17 protein-coding genes are annotated in these 16,902 nt (G+C 71.9%); 11 read left to right on the plus strand and 6 right to left on the minus strand.

All coding sequences use genetic code 11. The annotated features are described in order from the left end of the window. Positions 1 to 159 precede the first annotated feature (159 nt). The 3 genes from pstC to pstB are packed head-to-tail and all read left to right on the plus strand — an operon-like array spanning position 160 to position 3,034. Positions 160 to 1,143, plus strand: a complete 984-nt coding sequence (pstC, locus tag QMQ26_RS19890; protein WP_100836864.1) for a phosphate ABC transporter permease subunit PstC — start codon at positions 160 to 162, stop codon at positions 1,141 to 1,143. Further along, the gene (pstA, locus tag QMQ26_RS19895; protein WP_404813922.1) at positions 1,140 to 2,216 is read left to right on the plus strand and encodes a phosphate ABC transporter permease PstA; all 1,077 of its coding nucleotides are present in this window, start codon (positions 1,140 to 1,142) and stop codon (positions 2,214 to 2,216) included. The genes pstC and pstA overlap by 4 nt, the downstream gene beginning before the upstream one ends. 41 nt (positions 2,217 to 2,257) lie before the next feature. Further along, positions 2,258 to 3,034, plus strand: a complete 777-nt coding sequence (pstB, locus tag QMQ26_RS19900; RefSeq protein ID WP_111554838.1) for a phosphate ABC transporter ATP-binding protein PstB — start codon at positions 2,258 to 2,260, stop codon at positions 3,032 to 3,034. Positions 3,035 to 3,182: 148 nt separating this feature from the next. On the opposite strand, the gene QMQ26_RS19905 is transcribed toward pstB, so the two are convergent. Then, positions 3,183 to 4,178: an inorganic phosphate transporter gene (locus QMQ26_RS19905; protein ID WP_282202198.1), complete on the minus strand. Its 996-nt coding sequence runs from the start codon at positions 4,176 to 4,178 to the stop codon at positions 3,183 to 3,185. A 5-nt stretch (positions 4,179 to 4,183) separates the two neighbouring features. Beyond that, positions 4,184 to 4,804, minus strand: a complete 621-nt coding sequence (locus tag QMQ26_RS19910; protein WP_100836861.1) for a DUF47 domain-containing protein — start codon at positions 4,802 to 4,804, stop codon at positions 4,184 to 4,186. 253 nt (positions 4,805 to 5,057) lie between these two features. Here QMQ26_RS19910 and QMQ26_RS19915 point away from each other — a divergent pair, with 253 nt between their 5' ends. Then, entirely contained in the window at positions 5,058 to 5,411 is a 354-nt protein-coding gene (locus QMQ26_RS19915) for a metal-sensitive transcriptional regulator (protein ID WP_282202199.1), read from the plus strand. Positions 5,412 to 5,481: 70 nt separating this feature from the next. Here QMQ26_RS19915 and QMQ26_RS19920 read toward each other — a convergent pair whose 3' ends face one another. Further along, the gene (locus tag QMQ26_RS19920) at positions 5,482 to 5,739 is read right to left on the minus strand and encodes a hypothetical protein (RefSeq protein WP_282202200.1); all 258 of its coding nucleotides are present in this window, start codon (positions 5,737 to 5,739) and stop codon (positions 5,482 to 5,484) included. Between the two features lie 138 nt (positions 5,740 to 5,877). Next, a complete protein-coding gene (locus QMQ26_RS19925) occupies positions 5,878 to 6,708 on the minus strand; it encodes a LolA-like protein (protein ID WP_100836859.1) in 831 nt (276 codons plus the stop codon). Positions 6,709 to 6,867: 159 nt separating this feature from the next. Here QMQ26_RS19925 and QMQ26_RS19930 point away from each other — a divergent pair, with 159 nt between their 5' ends. After that, entirely contained in the window at positions 6,868 to 7,068 is a 201-nt protein-coding gene (locus QMQ26_RS19930; protein WP_282206706.1) for a hypothetical protein, read from the plus strand. Between the two features lie 51 nt (positions 7,069 to 7,119). On the opposite strand, the gene QMQ26_RS19935 is transcribed toward QMQ26_RS19930, so the two are convergent. Both QMQ26_RS19935 and QMQ26_RS19940 read right to left on the minus strand, forming a co-directional pair. Beyond that, positions 7,120 to 7,872: a phosphatase PAP2 family protein gene (locus QMQ26_RS19935; RefSeq protein WP_282202201.1), complete on the minus strand. Its 753-nt coding sequence runs from the start codon at positions 7,870 to 7,872 to the stop codon at positions 7,120 to 7,122. 172 nt (positions 7,873 to 8,044) lie between these two features. Continuing rightward, the gene (locus QMQ26_RS19940; RefSeq protein ID WP_282202202.1) at positions 8,045 to 9,103 is read right to left on the minus strand and encodes a C40 family peptidase; all 1,059 of its coding nucleotides are present in this window, start codon (positions 9,101 to 9,103) and stop codon (positions 8,045 to 8,047) included. Positions 9,104 to 9,353: 250 nt separating this feature from the next. Between QMQ26_RS19940 and QMQ26_RS19945 the strand changes: the two genes are divergently transcribed. The 6 genes from QMQ26_RS19945 to QMQ26_RS19970 all read left to right on the plus strand — a co-directional run bounded on the left by QMQ26_RS19945 (position 9,354) and on the right by QMQ26_RS19970 (position 16,826). Beyond that, positions 9,354 to 9,701 (plus strand): hypothetical protein, encoded by a 348-nt coding sequence (locus QMQ26_RS19945; protein ID WP_014137435.1) that lies wholly within the window; start codon positions 9,354 to 9,356, stop codon positions 9,699 to 9,701. 128 nt (positions 9,702 to 9,829) lie between these two features. Beyond that, the gene (locus QMQ26_RS19950; RefSeq protein WP_282202203.1) at positions 9,830 to 10,648 is read left to right on the plus strand and encodes a hypothetical protein; all 819 of its coding nucleotides are present in this window, start codon (positions 9,830 to 9,832) and stop codon (positions 10,646 to 10,648) included. After that, positions 10,638 to 11,921 carry a hypothetical protein gene (locus QMQ26_RS19955; protein WP_282202204.1) on the plus strand — a complete coding sequence of 428 codons (1,284 nt, stop codon included), beginning with the start codon at positions 10,638 to 10,640 and terminating at the stop codon, positions 11,919 to 11,921. Before QMQ26_RS19950 ends, QMQ26_RS19955 begins: the two co-directional genes overlap by 11 nt. 7 nt (positions 11,922 to 11,928) lie before the next feature. After that, on the plus strand, positions 11,929 to 13,500 hold the full coding sequence (locus QMQ26_RS19960) for an SCO6880 family protein (RefSeq protein WP_100836854.1): 1,572 nt from the start codon (positions 11,929 to 11,931) through the stop codon (positions 13,498 to 13,500). A gap of 26 nt (positions 13,501 to 13,526) precedes the next feature. Further along, positions 13,527 to 14,873 carry an ATP-binding protein gene (locus QMQ26_RS19965; RefSeq protein WP_100836853.1) on the plus strand — a complete coding sequence of 449 codons (1,347 nt, stop codon included), beginning with the start codon at positions 13,527 to 13,529 and terminating at the stop codon, positions 14,871 to 14,873. 144 nt (positions 14,874 to 15,017) lie between these two features. Next, complete coding sequence (locus tag QMQ26_RS19970) at positions 15,018 to 16,826, plus strand: bifunctional metallophosphatase/5'-nucleotidase (protein ID WP_404813923.1); 1,809 nt, start codon at positions 15,018 to 15,020, stop codon at positions 16,824 to 16,826. Positions 16,827 to 16,902 lie beyond the last annotated feature (76 nt).

Below are 16,902 nucleotides of genomic sequence, written 5' to 3' on the forward strand. Positions count from 1 at the left end.
CGACCCGGCCGGGCGGCCCCCCGAAGGAGGGGGGAGGGGCCGTCCGGCCGGGGTCCCCGTCGGCACGCACCACGCACCACCACCACGAGAACGTCCGGGGCACCGCCGCCATGGTGCCGCCCTCCGCGGGGCAGCGCCGCCAGACCGGAGTAAACGACCATGACTTCTGCACCCCCCGCCGACGCGCGGGGACGGACTCGACGGAGCCGGGGCGACAGCCGCCGCGGTGACAGCGTGTTCTTCAACCTCTCCCGGGGCTCGGGCATCCTGCTGCTGGTCATCATGGCCGCCATCGCAGGCTTCCTCGCCTACCGCTCGGTCCTCGCGCTGGGCAAGAACGAGGGCAACTTCCTCACCACCTTCGAGTGGACCCCGGACGCCGCGAAGCCGGTCTTCGGCATCGCCGTCCTCACCTTCGGCACCCTGGTCAGCGCGCTGATCGCGATGGCCGTCGCGGTCCCGATCTCGGTCGGCATCGCGCTGTTCATCTCGCACTACGCGCCGCGCCGGATCGCCCAGCCGTTCGCCTACCTGGTGGACCTGCTGGCCGCCGTCCCGTCCATCGTCTACGGCCTGTGGGGCGTGCTGTTCCTGGTCCCGCACATGGACGGCCTGACCAGCTGGCTGGACCAGTACCTGGGCTGGACGTACCTCTTCGGGCAGTCCATCGCGGGCGTCCCGCCGCGCAACCTGTTCACCGTCGGCATCCTGCTGGCGATCATGGTGCTGCCGATCATCACCGCGGTCACCCGCGAGGTGTTCCGGCAGGTCCCGCGGATGCACGAGGAGGCGGCGCTCGCGCTCGGCGCGACCCGCTGGGAGATGGTCCGCACCGCGGTGCTGCCGTTCGGCCGCCCCGGCATCATCTCCGCGTCGATGCTCGGCCTGGGCCGCGCGCTCGGCGAGACCATCGCGGTCGCCACCGTGCTCTCCACCAACAGCAAGCTGTCGCTGCACCTGCTCGACCCGGGCGGCGGCACCTTCGCGCAGAACATCGCGCTCAAGTTCAACGAGGCCCAGCCGCTGGGCCGGGACGCCCTGATGGCCTCCGGCCTGGTGCTGTTCGTCATCACCCTGCTGGTGAACGGCGCGGCCCGCATGATCATCGCCCGTCGCAAGGAGTACTCGGGGGCCGCCGCGTGAGCGCGATTTCGACCGTCACCGACGCCGCCCCGCAGCTCAGCCGCCGGCTGACCGCGGCCCGGCTGCCCCGCTGGGCGCCGGCCGGCGTCGCCGCCGCCTCGATCGCGGTCGGCTGCGCCCTCGGCGCCGTCGCCGGGCTGAAGAGCCACATCCAGTGGGGCCTGATCTCCGCCCTGCTGTTCCTGCTGGTCAGCTACGCCGTCTCGGCCTCGGTCGAGGGCCGCCGCCAGGCCAGGGACCGGTTCGCCACCTCGCTGATCTGGGTCTCCTTCATCTGCGCCGTGGTCCCGCTGGTCGCGCTGACGGTCTACACCGTCCAGCAGGGCATCGGCGCGATCGACGGCAACTTCCTCACCCACTCGATGAAGGGCGTCGTCGCCACCCTCAGCCCGGACGGCGGCATCTACCACGCCATCATCGGCACCGTCGAGCAGGTCCTGCTGGCGACCCTGATCGCCGCGCCGATCGGCCTGCTCACCGCCGTCTACCTGGTGGAGTACGGCCGCGGCCGGCTCGCCAAGGCGGTCACCTTCTTCGTCGACGTCATGACCGGCATCCCGTCGGTCGTCGCCGGCCTGTTCGTCCTCTCGCTCTGGAACATCGCCCTGGGCTTCGAGTACTCCGGCTTCTCGGGCAGCCTCGCGCTGGCGATCCTGATGATGCCGGTCGTGGTCCGCTCCACCGAGGAGATGCTCAAGCTCGTCCCGAACGAGCTGCGCGAAGCCTCGTACGCGCTCGGTGTGCCGCGCTGGAAGACCATCCTGCGGATCGTCCTCCCCACCGCCGTGGGCGGGATCACCACCGGTGTGATGCTGGCGGTCGCCCGCATCACCGGTGAGACCGCCCCCGTGATGATGCTGGTGTTCGGCGCCGACTTCATCAACAGCGACCCGTTCCACGGTCCGCAGCAGTCGCTGCCGCTCTACATCTGGCAGCAGTACTCGCAGATCAACAACGACTACGGCTACCAACGCGCCTGGGGCGCGGCCCTGGTGCTGATCGCCTTCGTGATGGGTCTCAACCTCGTCGCCCGGGGCATCGCGCGCTGGCGCTCGCCCAAGGGCGGGCACTGACACCGACTGACGTACGAACAGACGAGAGAAGACGAAAGACCATGGCCAAGCGCATCGACGTCAGCGGACTGTCCGCCTACTACGGCTCCACCCGCGCCATCGAGGACATCTCGATGACCATCGAGCCCCGCTCGGTGACCGCCTTCATCGGCCCCTCGGGCTGCGGCAAGTCCACCTTCCTGCGCACCCTCAACCGGATGCACGAGGTGATCCCCGGCGCCCGGGTCGAGGGCAAGGTGATGCTGGACGACGAGAACCTGTACGGCGCCAACGTCGACCCGGTCGCCGTCCGCCGCTCGGTCGGCATGGTGTTCCAGCGCCCCAACCCGTTCCCCACCATGTCGATCTACGACAACGTGGTGGCCGGCCTCAAGCTGGCCGGGGTGAAGAAGAAGTCCGTGCTGGACGGCGTGGTGGAGAAGTCCCTGCGCGGCGCCAACCTGTGGAACGAGGTCAAGGACCGCCTCAACAAGCCCGGCGCGGGCCTGTCCGGCGGCCAGCAGCAGCGCCTGTGCATCGCCCGGGCGATCGCGGTCGAGCCCGAGGTGCTGCTGATGGACGAGCCCTGCTCGGCCCTCGACCCGATCTCCACCCTCGCCATCGAGGACCTGATCGGCGAGCTGAAGTCTCAGTTCACCATCGTGATCGTGACCCACAACATGCAGCAGGCGGCCCGCGTCTCGGACCGCACCGCCTTCTTCAACCTGGCCGGCGTCGGCCAGCCCGGCAAGCTGGTCGAGCTGGACGACACCCAGCGGATCTTCTCCAACCCGTCGGTCCAGGCCACCGAGGACTACATCTCCGGCCGCTTCGGCTGACCGGCCCCGCGCGCCGTCCGCGCGAGGCCGCACGAACTGCTCCGCGGCGCTGCATGGCGGTGCCGCCGCGGAGCCAGCAGGAAGGGCCCGCCCCCGTGCTGTGGGGGCGGGCCCTCTCCGTCCGCGGCCGGCTACGACGCGGTGGGGGTCACAGGATCAGCAGGTTCACGACCCCGTACATCGCGGCGGCCACGATCGCCGCCGCCGGCATGGTGATGAACCAGCCCATCACGATGTTCTTCGCCACCCCCCAGCGGACCGCGCGGACCCGCTTGGTGGCGCCCACGCCCATGATCGCCGAGGTGATCACGTGGGTGGTGGAGATCGGCGCCGCGTAGACGAACGAGGTGACGTACATGACCGCGGAGGCGGTGGCCTCGGCGGCGAAGCCCTGCGGCGGGTCCAGCTCGATGATCTTCCGGCCGAGGGTGCGCATGATCCGCCAGCCGCCCGCGTAGGTGCCCAGCGAGAGCATCGTGGCGCAGGAGAGCTTCACCCAGATCGGGATGCCGTTCCCGGACTGGTGGCCGGAGATGGTCAGCGCCATCACCACGATGCCCATGGTCTTCTGGGCGTCCTGCAGGCCGTGCGCCAGCGCCATCGCCGCCGCCGAGGCGGTCTGCGCCACCCGGAAGTTGCGCTTGGCCTTGTGCGGGTTGGCCTTCCGGAAGATCCACAGGATCGCCAGCATCACCAGGAAGCCGCCGATCAGGCCGACGACCGGCGAGACGATCATCGGGATGATGATCTTGTCGATCACGCCGTGCCAGACCACCCCGATGCCGCCGGCCAGCGCCGCGCCCACCATGCCGCCGAACAGCGCGTGCGAGGAGGAGGACGGCAGGCCGAAGTACCAGGTGACCAGGTTCCAGGTGATCGCCCCGACCAGGGCCGAGAACAGGATCGCCATGCCCTTGCTGCCGGTCGGGGTCTCGATGATCCCCTCGGAGACGGTCTTCGCCACCCCGCTGCCGAGGAAGGCGCCCGCCAGGTTCATCACCGCGGCCATCGCCAGCGCCGCCCGGGGGGTCAGCGCCCGGGTGGAGACCGAGGTGGCGATCGCGTTGGCGGAGTCGTGGAAGCCGTTCGTGTACGTGAAGAAGAAAGCGACGCCGATGACGACGATCAGTGCTGCCATGTCCACGGAGGTCAGGACTCCTTGACGGCGATGGTCTCCACCGTGTTGGCCACGTGCTCGAACGCGTCGGCGGCCTCTTCGAGGACGTCCACGACCTGCTTGAGCTTCAGCACCTCGATCGCCTCGTACTGGCCGGAGAACAGGTGGGCCAGCAGCTTGCGGTGGATCTGGTCCGCCTGGTTCTCCAGCCGGTTGACCTCGATCCAGTACTCGGTCAGGTTCGACATCGACCGCAGGTTGGGCATCGCCCCCGCGGTCAGCTCGGCCGCTCGGGCCAGCACCTCGATCTGCTGCTCGACGCCCTTCGGGAGGGTCTCGATGTCGTACAGCACGACCAGGTCGACGGCCTCCTCCATGAAGTCCATGATGTCGTCGAGCGAGGAGGCCAGGTTGTAGATGTCCTCCCGGTCGAACGGGGTGATGAACGAGGAGTTCAACTGGTGGAAGATCGCATGGGTGGTGTCGTCCCCGGCGTGCTCGGCGGCGCGCATGCGCTCGACGATCTCCGCGCGGGCTGACACGTCCGAGCCCAGTAGTTCCAGCAGGAGCTTCGATCCGACGACGAGGTTCTCCGCGGCGGCGGCGAACATGTCGTAGAAGCTCGTCTCCTTCGGGGTCAGGCTAAAACGCACGGAAATCTCCGATGTGCGGGGTCGGTACTTGACGATGCTAGGCGCACGCGCCCCGCTCGTGGGCACGGGGTTGCCGACGCGCGCCCTAAGTGTGTCCCACGACACGCCGGTTTGCTCCCGCTCTGCAGGGGGATCTCTGTGCTGACGCCCGGACGGCGGAACACCCGGACGGTGCCGCGTGTTGGAGGATGGGGGTACCTCCCGGCCGAGGGCCGGGGGCGGGCCGAGCACCGAGACCAAGAGGGCGGACCGGATGACCACCATCGACACCCCGAGCACCGACCCCGCCCCGGCGGCCTGCCACTCCGCGCCCGGCGGCCCGCACGGGTACAGCGGCGAGAAGGAGGCGCACCTCAAGCGGCTGCGCCGGATCGAGGGTCAGATCCGCGGCCTCCAGCGGATGGTCGACGAGGACGTCTACTGCATCGACATCCTCACCCAGGTGTCCGCCTCCACCAAGGCGCTGCAGTCCTTCGCGCTCTCCCTGCTGGAGGAGCACCTGCGGCACTGCGTGGCCGCCGCGGCCGCCGCGGAGGACGGCGGCGAGGAGCTGAACGCCAAGGTCGCCGAGGCCAGCGCGGCCATCGCCCGGCTGCTGCGCACCTGAGCGGGGCCGCCGCGGTCGCCCGCGCCCGCGGGCCGGAACGCCGCGACCGCCGCCGCGGGCTGACGGCCGGTCAACGGCCCCGTTCCGGCGTCCGCTGCTGCGGCGCCCGCGCTTCCGGTGCCCGCGGCTCGGGTGCCCGCGGCTCCGGTGCCCGCGGCTCCGACCGGTCCGGTCCGCCGCGGGGGGCCAGCAGCACCTCGTCGATCTGCTCGGCGGCCAGCCGTTCCGCGCGGCTGGCCGAAGCGGCGATCATCAGCTCACCGGTCAGGTCGATCTCGTCCAGTGCGGTTCTGTCGTGGCCGCCGGTGCCGTTCTCCCCGGATGCCATGGCCTCCACCCCTTCCGCGCCCCGTCCGCCGCACCGCTCTGCCCGCCCCGTACCAGCGTAGGGAGCCGCGGGCCGGGCCACATGGCACGGACGGGCCATCTCTGCCGCCCGAAACGGGTGGGCCCGGGCGGCGGCCGGTCACTTCGGCGAGGGGCTGGCCTGCATCGAGTAGATGTCCCCGGCGGCGGGCTCGGCGGCCTCCACCGGCTTGCCGAAGTCGGCCAGCGACAGCGTGGAGACCACCTTGACCTGGTCCTTGGCCGCGGTGGAGCCGGCCACCCCGGCGAAGGTGAAGTTCTCCACCACCTTGTGCAGCCGGCCCCGGCCGTCCAGCCAGACCTCGTACGGGACCTCCTTCACCGTGAAGGTCTGGGCGGCCATCCGCAGGCCGTCCGCCCCGCGGCCGCCGGTCGCGTCGGCGGCCTTCGACAGGTCCAGGGTGCCCCGGTAGTGCTTGAGCTCCCCGCCGTCCGCCGCCTCGGTGCCGACCAGCTCGGCGCTCTGCGCGCCGCGCAGCGCGCCCGCCGCGGTGGCCGGGTCGGTGGCACCGGAGCTCACCAGGTTGCCGTCCGGGAGCTGGCGCACGTCCAGCCTGACCCACTTGCCCTCGGGGATCTTCGCGCCGCTGTTCTGCAGGTACACCGTGCCGGGCAGCACCACCTCGGTGATCTTCCCGGTGGTGGCGGCGCCGGGCGGCACGTCGATCTCCAGCCGGCCGATCCGCTTCACGTAGTCGTAGCCGCCGGTGCCGCTGAACACCGCCTTCTTGTCGGCGGACTCGGTGGTCAGCTCGGTGGTCGCGGTCACCGAGCCGGTGCGGCCGGTGATGTCGGCGGCCGAGCGGACCGCCGTCAGCGGGTCGGCGGAGAGCTGGTCGGCGGAGCCGGACCGGTCCTGGCCGCCGCCGCTACAGGCCGACAGCACCGTGACGAGCAGGGCCGCGGCCGCGGCGCGGTTGAGCTTCTTCACTTCTTCGACAACCCCCTCGGGCCCCGGATGACCCGGCAAGCAACCGCCCCGGATGGGCAGAGCGCTTGCCAGGCAAACGAGTTGGGGCGCGGAAGGTTACGCCGGCGTTCACCGGTCGGACGGGAGGCCGGGCCGCCCGGGCGGGATACCGTGAAGGACGTGGCAGATCAGCGCCCCGGAGCGCCCGACGGGACGACGCGGACCGACCACCCGGACGGACACCGGGTGGAGGTGACGGAACGCGGCTCGTTCAGCTTCGCCCACTGCGCCTGCGGCTGGTTCGCCCCCGGGCGGCGCTCCCGGGACAAGTCCCGGCGCGACGCCGCGGAGCACCTCGCGGACCCGGAGGGCGGCGGCTGAGGGCCCGGCCGGGCGAGACGGGCCGGCGGACGGACGCGGGCCGGTGCGGGGTCAGGCGGCGAGGTCGGACTCCGACCCGCGCTCCGGCTCGGGGTTCCGGTCCCGCCCGGACCGGCGGCCGGACCGGCGGGCGGCGGGCACGGCCTGTCGGCGGCGGCCGGAGTCCGCGGCGGCGGCGCGGGCCACCACCAGCGGACGCAGCGCGCCGCGGGACAGCGCGTGGCACAGCGGCACCAGCACCGCCATCGCGATCGGGGCCAGCAGCAGCACCACGGCGGTGGCCAGCGCGTAGCCGCCGAGCACGTCGGTCGGGTAGTGCACGCCGACGAACAGCCGGCAGAAGCCCTGCAGCAGGGCCAGCGCCCCGGCCGCCAGGCCGAGCCGGCGGTTGACCAGGAACAGCGCGACCGCGACGCCCATCGACATCGCCGAGTGGTCGCTGACGAAGGAGAGGGTGTCCTCCTTGCCGGGCACCAGCACGTCCAGCTCGGGGTGGGTGACGAACGGGCGGGGCCGGTCGACGAGCCGCGAGATCGGCAGGTTGGCCAGCTCGGAGACGGCCACGGCGAGCGGCGCCCACAGCACGCCGGCCACCGCGACCGGGGCGTCCGGGCGGCGGCGGGCGCTCAGCCAGGCGACCAGGCCGATCGCGGCCAGGCCGAACAGGATGCCGTACTCGGCCGTCCAGGCGACCAGCGAGTCCAGCCAGCCCGGGGCGTCCGCGGCCAGACCGTTGACGGCCTTGAGCAGGCCGAGGTCGGGGTCGCCCGAACCGGCTCCGGCGTCGGCGAGCAGCGTCGGCACGCCGCACCTCCCTGTCCGCTCTCCGCAGTGGTCCCAGATCGTGGTGCTTCCGGGTGCGGACGACCGGTAGCCTCCTCAGTCAACGCGATCAAGGCCGCCGCGGTTTCCCCCCAAACGCACCGTTATCCAAACTTGACTCACCGTCCACCGCGCATGCACATGCCGAGGCCGGTCAGCTCGCGGCGCCCGGCCCGCCGCCCCTGGTGATGGTGCCGTCGTTCGGGTTCCGGTCGGGCAGCGCGGCGGCGCCGTCCGGGGTGACCCGGGTCGCCCCGATGTAGTCCTTCTGCGCGATGGTGTCGTAGCGGACCTTGGCTCCGGTGTGCGGCGCGTCGATCATGTAGCCGCCGCCGACGTAGAGGCCCACGTGGTGGATGGTGCGCGGGTCCTCCAGGTCGTTGGCGAAGAACACCAGGTCGCCGGGGCGGAGTTGGTCCCGGGACGGGTGCGGCCCGGCGTACCACTGGTCGTTCGCCACCCGGGGCAGCTCGATCCCGACGGCGCGGAACGCCGCCTGCGTCAGGCCCGAGCAGTCGAACCGGCCGTCCTCCCAGCTCTGCCCGGTGCCGCCCCACAGGTAGTCGGTGCCCAGCTTGCTCTGCGCGAACCAGATCGCGCCCGCCGCCTCCTTGGACAGCGCCAGCTGCACGCCCGGGTCGGCCGGGGCGGTGAAGGACCTCGCCAGCGCCTGGATGCTGCGCACGTAGCCCTGGGTCTCCTTGTACGGCGGAATCCCGTTGTGCTCGATCACCGCGTACGGCCCGGCGTTGTACGCGGCCAGCATGTTGGCCTGCCGGTCGCCGGGCACCTTGTCCACGTCCCGGGCCAGCGCGCAGTCGTAGGTGGCGGCGGAGGCGATCGCGTCGAAGGCGTTCCAGATGTCCCGCGCGCCGTCGCCGTCGCCGTCCGTCCCGTACGTCGCCCAGGTCGACTCCAGGAACTGGGCCATCCCGTACGCCTTGGCCGGGCTCTTCGCCGACGGGTCGAAGCCGCTCTCCTGGTAGAGCTGGGCGGCCAGCATCGGCGCCGAGATCTCCGGGCAGAGCGCGCCCCACCGCTGGATCTGCGGCCGGTACGCGGCCGGCACCGTCCCGCCGGACAGCCCGAGGGACGCGGAGGAGCGCTCCGGCACCCCACTGGCCGCGTACGTCCCGAGGGTCACCACACCCACGAAACCGATCGCGAGCACCACCGTCGCGGCACCCGCCAGCCGAGCCTTCCGGAGCACCATCCCAGCACCATCCCGACGGAACGTCAGCGGCCATGTCCTGTTACGCAATTGCCCGGTGCAATCATCACAGATACCAAGGGCGGGCAGTATCCTCGAACCACCGGACATCCTGGCGGAACGTCCGGGCCAGCCACGGTCAATCCGCGAGAAGCAGCCAAGTCGACGTCATATCTGGCCAAGAACAGGCCCTGCCCCTTCGCTCGGCCGTGGTCCGGGGCCTTGAATTTTCCTGATCGGGCGGTGAGATGGAATGGACCTGAACGTGGACAGCACAGTGATCCGGTACCTGGCGGAGGACCCGCCCAAGAAGGCCGACATCGACACCATCATCGGTGGGATCGCCCCGGACTGGGGCCCGTTCGCCACCCTCGGCTCCTCGGCCCGGGTCATGGTCCAGGTCGTGATGGCGGTGGCGATCCTGGTCTGCCTCGCCATCGCCATCTGGGGCGCGGCCAAGCAGCGGATCGGCGCCACCGCGATGCGCGACACCTTCAGCGCCGAACAGGGCAAGGGGCTGATCGTCGCGGGCCTGACCGGCGTGTTCATCATCGGTTCGCTCGGCACCCTGTTCACCATTGTGTACGGCATGGCCATCTGACGAGCGGACAACTCCCCTCCGACCAGCGCTGATCCGGTCTGCCGCACCCCAGCCCCCGCACTTCCCCGCCGAGCAACCCGTCACGCCGCCGCGCGCCCCGCGCGGCGGCGCCCCACCAGGAGGGCCCCGTGCCGTTGTCCGACGACCAGCCGCACACCCGTACGCGGCTACCGGTCGCCGAACAGACCGCCCCCGCGACCGGCCGTCAGGCTCGGCCGCTGCGCACCCTCCTGACCGTCCTCGCCGTCGTCACCCTGCTGGTGGTCGCCGTCGCCGTCGCCAACCGGGACAAACCCCCGGTCGGCCGCACCGGCACCGGCACCTCCGGCGACCGCGCCCCCGGGGCCGCCGCCTCCCCCGACCGCACCGCCGCCAGCGGCCAGCAGCCGGTCACCACCACCTCCAACGGCGTCGGCACCGGCTACCCGCACACCGACCAGGGCGCGCAGTCCGCCGCCGCCAACTACGCGGTCGCCCTGGGCTCCACCGACATGTTCCGCACCGACAGCCGCAGCACCGTCCTGGCCACCATCGCCGACCCCACCGCCCTGCCGGCCCTGCAGAAACGCCTGGACCAGGCGTTCACGCCGGAGACGAACGCGCGCTACGGGCTGGACGCGCAGGGCCGCCCGCCCAAGGGGCAGACCTTCGTCAACCGGGTCGTCCCGGTCGGCACCCGCACCACCAACGGGGCCGACACCGCCACCCGGGTCGACGTCTGGTGCACCGGCCTGTACGGCCTGACCGGCGAGGGCTCCGTCATCCCGGTCACCCAGGACTGGTACACCCTGACCGTCACCATGCGCTGGACCGGCAGCGACTGGAAGCTCACCGACTACTCCCGCGCCGCGGGCCCCGCCCCCCTGCCGGGCGACCAGCAGGCGGCCACCGCGAAAGAGATCGCCGATGCCGTCCAGCAGTTCGGAGGGTTCCGCTATGCCCGCTGACGCGTCCAGACTGCGCCTCCTGCGCCGGGCCGGGACGCTCGGCGCCGCGCTGAGCGTCCTCCAACTCACCGCGCTGCTGGCCCTGCAGGGGGTCGCGGCCGCCGATCCGACACCGAGTCCCTCGTCCACCTGCGCCGCCCAGAACGTCCCGCTGCCCGGGGCGGGGAGCCAGTGCGCCCCGCCCGGGACCACCGTGATCCCCGGGACGGACGCCGTCTCCGGCGTCACCGATCCGCTGGGGTCGCTGGCGAAGGGCTGCGCGCAGGCGGCGGCCTGGGTGGTGCGGCAGTTGGCGGGGGCGATCGACGGGACGACGAAGGTCGACTTCACCAACGCGGCGTTCCTGCAGCAGTACGCGGTGGTGTTCGCGGTCTCGACGGTGATCACGCTGGTGCTGTGGCTGCTGGCGGTGACCAAGCGGGCGGTGCGCGGCGCGCCGCTGGGGCAGGCGTTCGCGGAGGCGGTCGGGTTCCTGTGGCTGACGGTGATCGCCTCGGCGTTCACACCGCTGATCCTGTACACGGTGGTGACCGTCACCGACGGGCTGACGGACGCGATCTCGGCGGGCACGAAGTCCGACACGGGCACCTACCTGGGCGGGTTCGCGGACACCCTGGAGAAGGGGAGCATCGGCGGCGGTCCGCTGATCCTGATCCTGGTGTCGCTGGTGGCGGTGCTGGCCGCGGCGGTGCTCTGGGTGGAGCTGGTGATCCGGGCGGCGATGCTGTACGTGGGCGCGCTGCTGGGGACGGCGGTGTACGCGGGCCTGGTGGACAAGCAGATGTGGAAGCACGTGCGCCGGTGGGCGGCGATGATGCTGGCGGTGGACCTGGCGAAGCCGATCGTGGTGATCATCCTGGGGCTGGCGGGCGCGGTGGCGACCGGTGCGGGGGCGGACGACGACTTCGGCCGGGTGCTGGCGGGGCTGGCGATCCTGTTCCTGTCGATCTTCGCGAGCGCGACGGTGTACCGGTTCGTGCCGGGCTTCGGCGACGAGCTGATGGCGATGCGGCGGGCCCGGGCGAGCGCCGTGCAGGCCGGCAGCGCGATGATCAACGGCCCGGCGAACTTCGTGAAGCAGGGCATCTCCACGCACGGTTCGCGCGGCGGCGCGGAGGGCGGGGGCGGCGGTTCCGGCTCCCCGGCCGGCGGTGGCGTGGCGGGCGCGGGCATCGCGGCGCACGCCTCCCGGCCCGCGAACCCGCCGCGCCCGGCGGCGCCGCCCGCGCAGGCCCAGGTCCAGGCTCCGGTCAACAACCCGAAGGGAGGGTGACGGGGAGATGAGCAGCGAACAGCTCGGCCAGTACGGCACCCAGTACGCCCATCAGCGCCGCAGTTACCTGATCGGCAAGGCGCGGCCGAACGCGCCGATCGGGCGCAACCGGGAGAACGGCGAGATCGTGCTGATCATCGCCGGCGCCGGCCTGGGCATGGTGTGGGGGCTGATCCCGAGCCTGTTGCCGCTGCGGATCGCCGGCCTGGTGGGCTTCCCGCTGCTGGCGATCATGGCGGTGTACGTGCCGTACCGCCGGCGGACGTTCTACAAGTGGGTGGAGATCAACCGGACCTTCCGGCGGACGGTCCGCAGCGGCCGGGCGGTCTGGAAGCCGGACGTGCACGAGGCCGGGACCAGGCTGGACGGGCGCGAGGTGGAGGTCGGCCCGCCGCCGGGGGTGGGGCGGCTGCGCTGGCTGACCGCGCCGTTCGGGCCGGACGAGATCGCGGTGCTGATGCACCTGGAGCGGCGGACGGTGACCGCGGCGATCGAGATCGAGGGCCCGGGCGTGGGCCTGCGCGACTCCGAGGACCAGGAGGCGCTGGTCGACCGGTTCGGGACGCTGCTCAAGCACGTGGCCAACGGCGACGGCTTCGTGACCCGGCTGCAGATCCTGGCCCGGACGCTGCCGGCCGACCCGGACGCGCACGCCAAGGACGTGGCGCGGCGCGGCGACCACAACGCGCCGCGCTGGCTCCAGGAGAGCTACGACCAGCTGCAGTCGATGGTGTCGACCTCCTCGGAGCAGCACCGGGCGTACCTGGTGGCGTGCATGCACTACAGCCGGGACCTGGCGGCCGAGGCGCACGCGATGGGGCGCACCGCGTACGGGCGGGGCGAGAAGCGGGCCCGCGACGACGACGGCCTGGCGACCGTGATGGCGCGCGAACTGACCGACATCTGCGCCCGGTTGGCGGAGGCGGACATCCGGGTGCGGCAGCCGCTGGGGCAGGCCCGGCTGGCCTCGCTGATCCACTCGATGTACGACCCGGACCACCCGATCGACCACATCCAGGCGATGAGCAGGCGCAACGCCTGGCCGGCCGAGCTGGACGCCACCCACCCGCAGTACCTGCAGGCGAAGACCCGCGAGGCGGCGACCCGGGAGCCGTGGTGCCACGCCACCGCGTGGATCAAGGAGTGGCCGCTGACCCCGGTCGGGGTGAACTTCCTGGCGCCGCTGCTGGTGCACACGCCGGACGTGATCCGGACGGTCGCGGTGACCATGGACCTGGAGCCGACCGACGTGGCGATCGAGCGGATGCTGACCGAGAAGACCAACGACGAGGCGGAGGCCAGCCGGGCGGCGAAGATGAACCGCACGGTCGACCCGCGCGACCTGGCGCACACCGGCCGGGTGGACCAGCGCGGCGACGATCTGGCCTCGGGCGCGGCCGGGGTGAACCTGGTCGGCTACCTGACGGTCTCCGCGCGCAGCCCGGAGGCGCTGGCCCGGGACAAGCGCACCATCCGGGCGTCGGCGGGCAAGAGCTACCTGAAGCTGGAGTGGTGCGACCGCGAGCACCACCGGGCGTTCGCCAACACCCTGCCGTTCGCCACCGGCATCCGCCGCTGACGCCGCTGACCCCCGGAGGCCCGTCGATGCTCGGCAAGCTCACCGATTCCTTCACCAGCACCCTGTTCGGCCGGGTGGAGACCACCCGGCTGCCGGTGCGCACCTCCAGCGGCCAGGCGCAGGCGGTGTACCTGCCGACCGCGGCGCCCGGCCTGGGCGACTCCGGGGTGATCATCGGGCGCGAGGTCTACAGCGGCAAGGGCTACGTCTACGACCCGTTCCAGCTGTACGGCCAGCAGCTGCCGGCCCCGCACTGGCTGGTGCTGGGGGAGTCCGGCAACGGCAAGTCGGCGCTGGAGAAGACGTACGTGCTGCGGCAGTTGAGGTTCCGCGACCGCCAGGTGGTGGTGCTGGACGCGCAGGGCGAGGACGGCGTCGGCGAGTGGAACCTGATCGCGAACGCGCTGGGGATAAAGTCCATCCGGCTGGACCCGCAGGCGGCCCTGGGCGGCGGCGTGAAGCTGAACCCGCTGGACCCGGCGATCACCACCAGCGGCCAGCTGTCGCTGCTGCGCACCATCATCGAGGTGGCGATGGGTCGCGGCCTGGAGGAGCGGGCCGGGTTCGCGCTGAAGGCCGCGCACGCGTACGTGCTGGCCACGGTGACGGACCGCCAGCCGGTGCTGAACGACATCATCGACACGCTGCGCAGCCCCGACCTGTCGGCGGTGGAGTCGCTGGGCGTGGAGGTCGGCGAGGTGCAGTCCTGGGGCCTGGACGTGGCGCTGGTGCTGGACCGGCTGGTCGACGGCGACCTGCGGGGCATGTTCGACGGCCCGACCTCGGCGGGCATCGACCTGGACGCGCCGCTGATCGTCTTCGACCTGTCGCACATCGACCGGAACTCGATCGCGATGCCGATCCTGATGGCGATCGTCGGGGTGTGGCTGGAGCACACCTGGCTGCGGCCGGACCGGGTGAAGCGGATCTTCCTGGTGGAGGAGGCCTGGCACATCATCAACAGCCCGTTCGTGGCGCAGCTGTTCCAGCGGCTGCTGAAGTTCGGCCGGCGGCTGGGCCTGTCCTTCGTCGCGGTGGTGCACCACCTGTCGGACGTGGTGGACGGGGCGGCCGCGAAGGAGGCGTCGGCGATCCTGAAGATGGCCTCGACCCGGACGATCTACATGCAGAAGGCGGAGGAGGCGCGGGCCACCGGCCGGGTGCTGGGCCTGCCGCGCTGGGCGGTGGAGATCATCCCGACGCTGTCGCCGGGCATCGCGGTGTGGGACGTCAACGGCAACGTGCAGGTGGTGAAGCACATCATCACCGAGGCCGAGAAGCCGCTGGTGTACACCGACCGGGCGATGACCGAGGACGCGGTGGCCGAGCGGGACCGCGCGGACCAGCAACTGGCGGCGCAGCCGCGGATCTGACGGCTCGTCGCGCGGGGTGACCGTCAGCTCGCGGAAACCAGCTCGTTACTTCCGGGTTCCTGACAGCTACGCGCGTTGACCCTAGGCTGCACCCAGACAACGCCAGGCCGCGCTGCCGCGGCCCCGACGGTCCAGGGGACAGCCATGCCCATTTCCGGTTCCACCGGCCGCCGCTCGACCGCCCTCGCGGTCGCCGCGGCCGCCGCCCTCTTCGGCACGATGGCCTTCCCGGCCGCCGCCGAGGCCCACGGCCGGGGCCACGACAAGCCCCGGTACGAGGACCTCCAGCTCCTCGCCATCAACGACTTCCACGGCAACCTGGAGCCCCCGGCCGGCTCCTCGGGCACGATCAACGAGATCGACCCGGCCACCGGCAAGACCGTCGCCACCCCGGCCGGCGGCGTCGAGTACCTGGCCACCGCGCTGCGCGACGCCCGCAAGGGCCACCCCAACAGCCTCACCGTCGCGGCCGGCGACATCATCGGCGCCAGCCCCCTGGTCTCGGGCCTGTTCCACGACGAGCCGACCATCGAGGCGATGAACAAGATCGGCCTCGACGTCACCTCGGTGGGCAACCACGAGTTCGACGAGGGCTCGGCCGAGCTGCTGCGGATGCAGAACGGCGGCTGCCACCCGACCGACGGCTGCTACGAGAAGGGCCGCAAGTTCAAGGGCGCGGACTTCCCCTACCTGGCGGCGAACGTCACCAACGAGAAGACCGGCCGGACGCTGCTCAAGCCGTACTGGGTGACGAACGTCCACGGCGTCAAGGTCGGCTTCATCGGCGTGACCCTGGAGGGCACCCCGAACATCGTCACCGCCGCGGGCGTGCAGGGCCTCAAGTTCGGCAACGAGGTCACCACCATCAACAAGTACGCCGCCGAGCTGAAGCGGCAGGGCGTCAACTCGATCGTCGCGCTGATCCACGAGGGCGGCCTGCCCGCCAGCAACGTGTACAACTACGACTGCGGCCCGGCCGGCGCGGGCGTCTCCGGCCCGATCGTGGACATCGCCCGGAACATCGACCCGGCCGTCGGGGCGATCGTCACCGGCCACACCCACAACTCGTACGCCTGCATGATCCCGGACCCGAAGGGCGTGCCCCGCTCGGTCACCAGCGCCGCCTCGTTCGGCCGCCTGTACACCGAGATCGACCTCAAGCTGGACAAGCGCAGCGGCGGCATCGTCCGCCCGACGGTCACCGCCGCCAACCACGTCGTGCGCCGCGACGTGCCGAAGGCGCCGGACCTGACCGCGCTGCTCGACCGCTACACCAAGCTGGCCGCGCCGATCGCCAACCGGGCCACCGGCTACATCACCGCCGACATCAACGGCCGCGGCTCCACCGCGCTGGAGAAGCCGCTCGGCGACCTGATCGCCGACGCCCAGCTGGCCGGCCTCTCGCCCGCCGACAAGGGCGGCGCGCAGGTGGCGTTCATGAACCCCGGCGGCATCCGCGCCGACCTGGTGTACAAGGCCACCGGCAGCGAGGGCGACGGCGTGGTGACCTACGGCGAGGCGTTCGCCGTCCAGCCGTTCACCAACATGATGCAGGTCAAGACGCTGACCGGCGCCCAGCTGGTGCAGGTCCTCCAGCAGCAGGTCTCCGGCGCCAACGAGGCCGCCCCGAAGGTGCTGCAGATCTCCTCGAACCTGCACTACACCCTCGACCTGAACCAGGCCGGCGCGGCCCGGGTGATCGTCGACTCGATCCGCCTGAACGGCGCGCCGCTCGACCCGAACGCGAGCTACCGGGTCGCCGCCAACGAGTTCCTGGCCGGCGGCGGCGACGGCTTCCCGGCCTTCACCGCCGGCACCGACAAGCTCGTCGGCGCCTCCGACCTGGACCTGTTCAACGCCTACCTGACCGGCCACAGCTCGGCGGGCGCGCCGATCGCCCCGCCGGCCGCCGACCGGATCAAGGTCATCGGCGTCGGCGAGGACAACAGCTGACCCCGGCGCGGCGACGGGGGCGGGGCACCGGCGGTGCCCCGCCCCCCACGCGTCCCCAGCCCGTCCTCAGCCCGTC

The sequence above is a fragment of the Kitasatospora fiedleri genome, from assembly GCF_948472415.1.
Taxonomy (GTDB): Bacteria; Actinomycetota; Actinomycetes; order Streptomycetales; family Streptomycetaceae; genus Kitasatospora; species Kitasatospora fiedleri.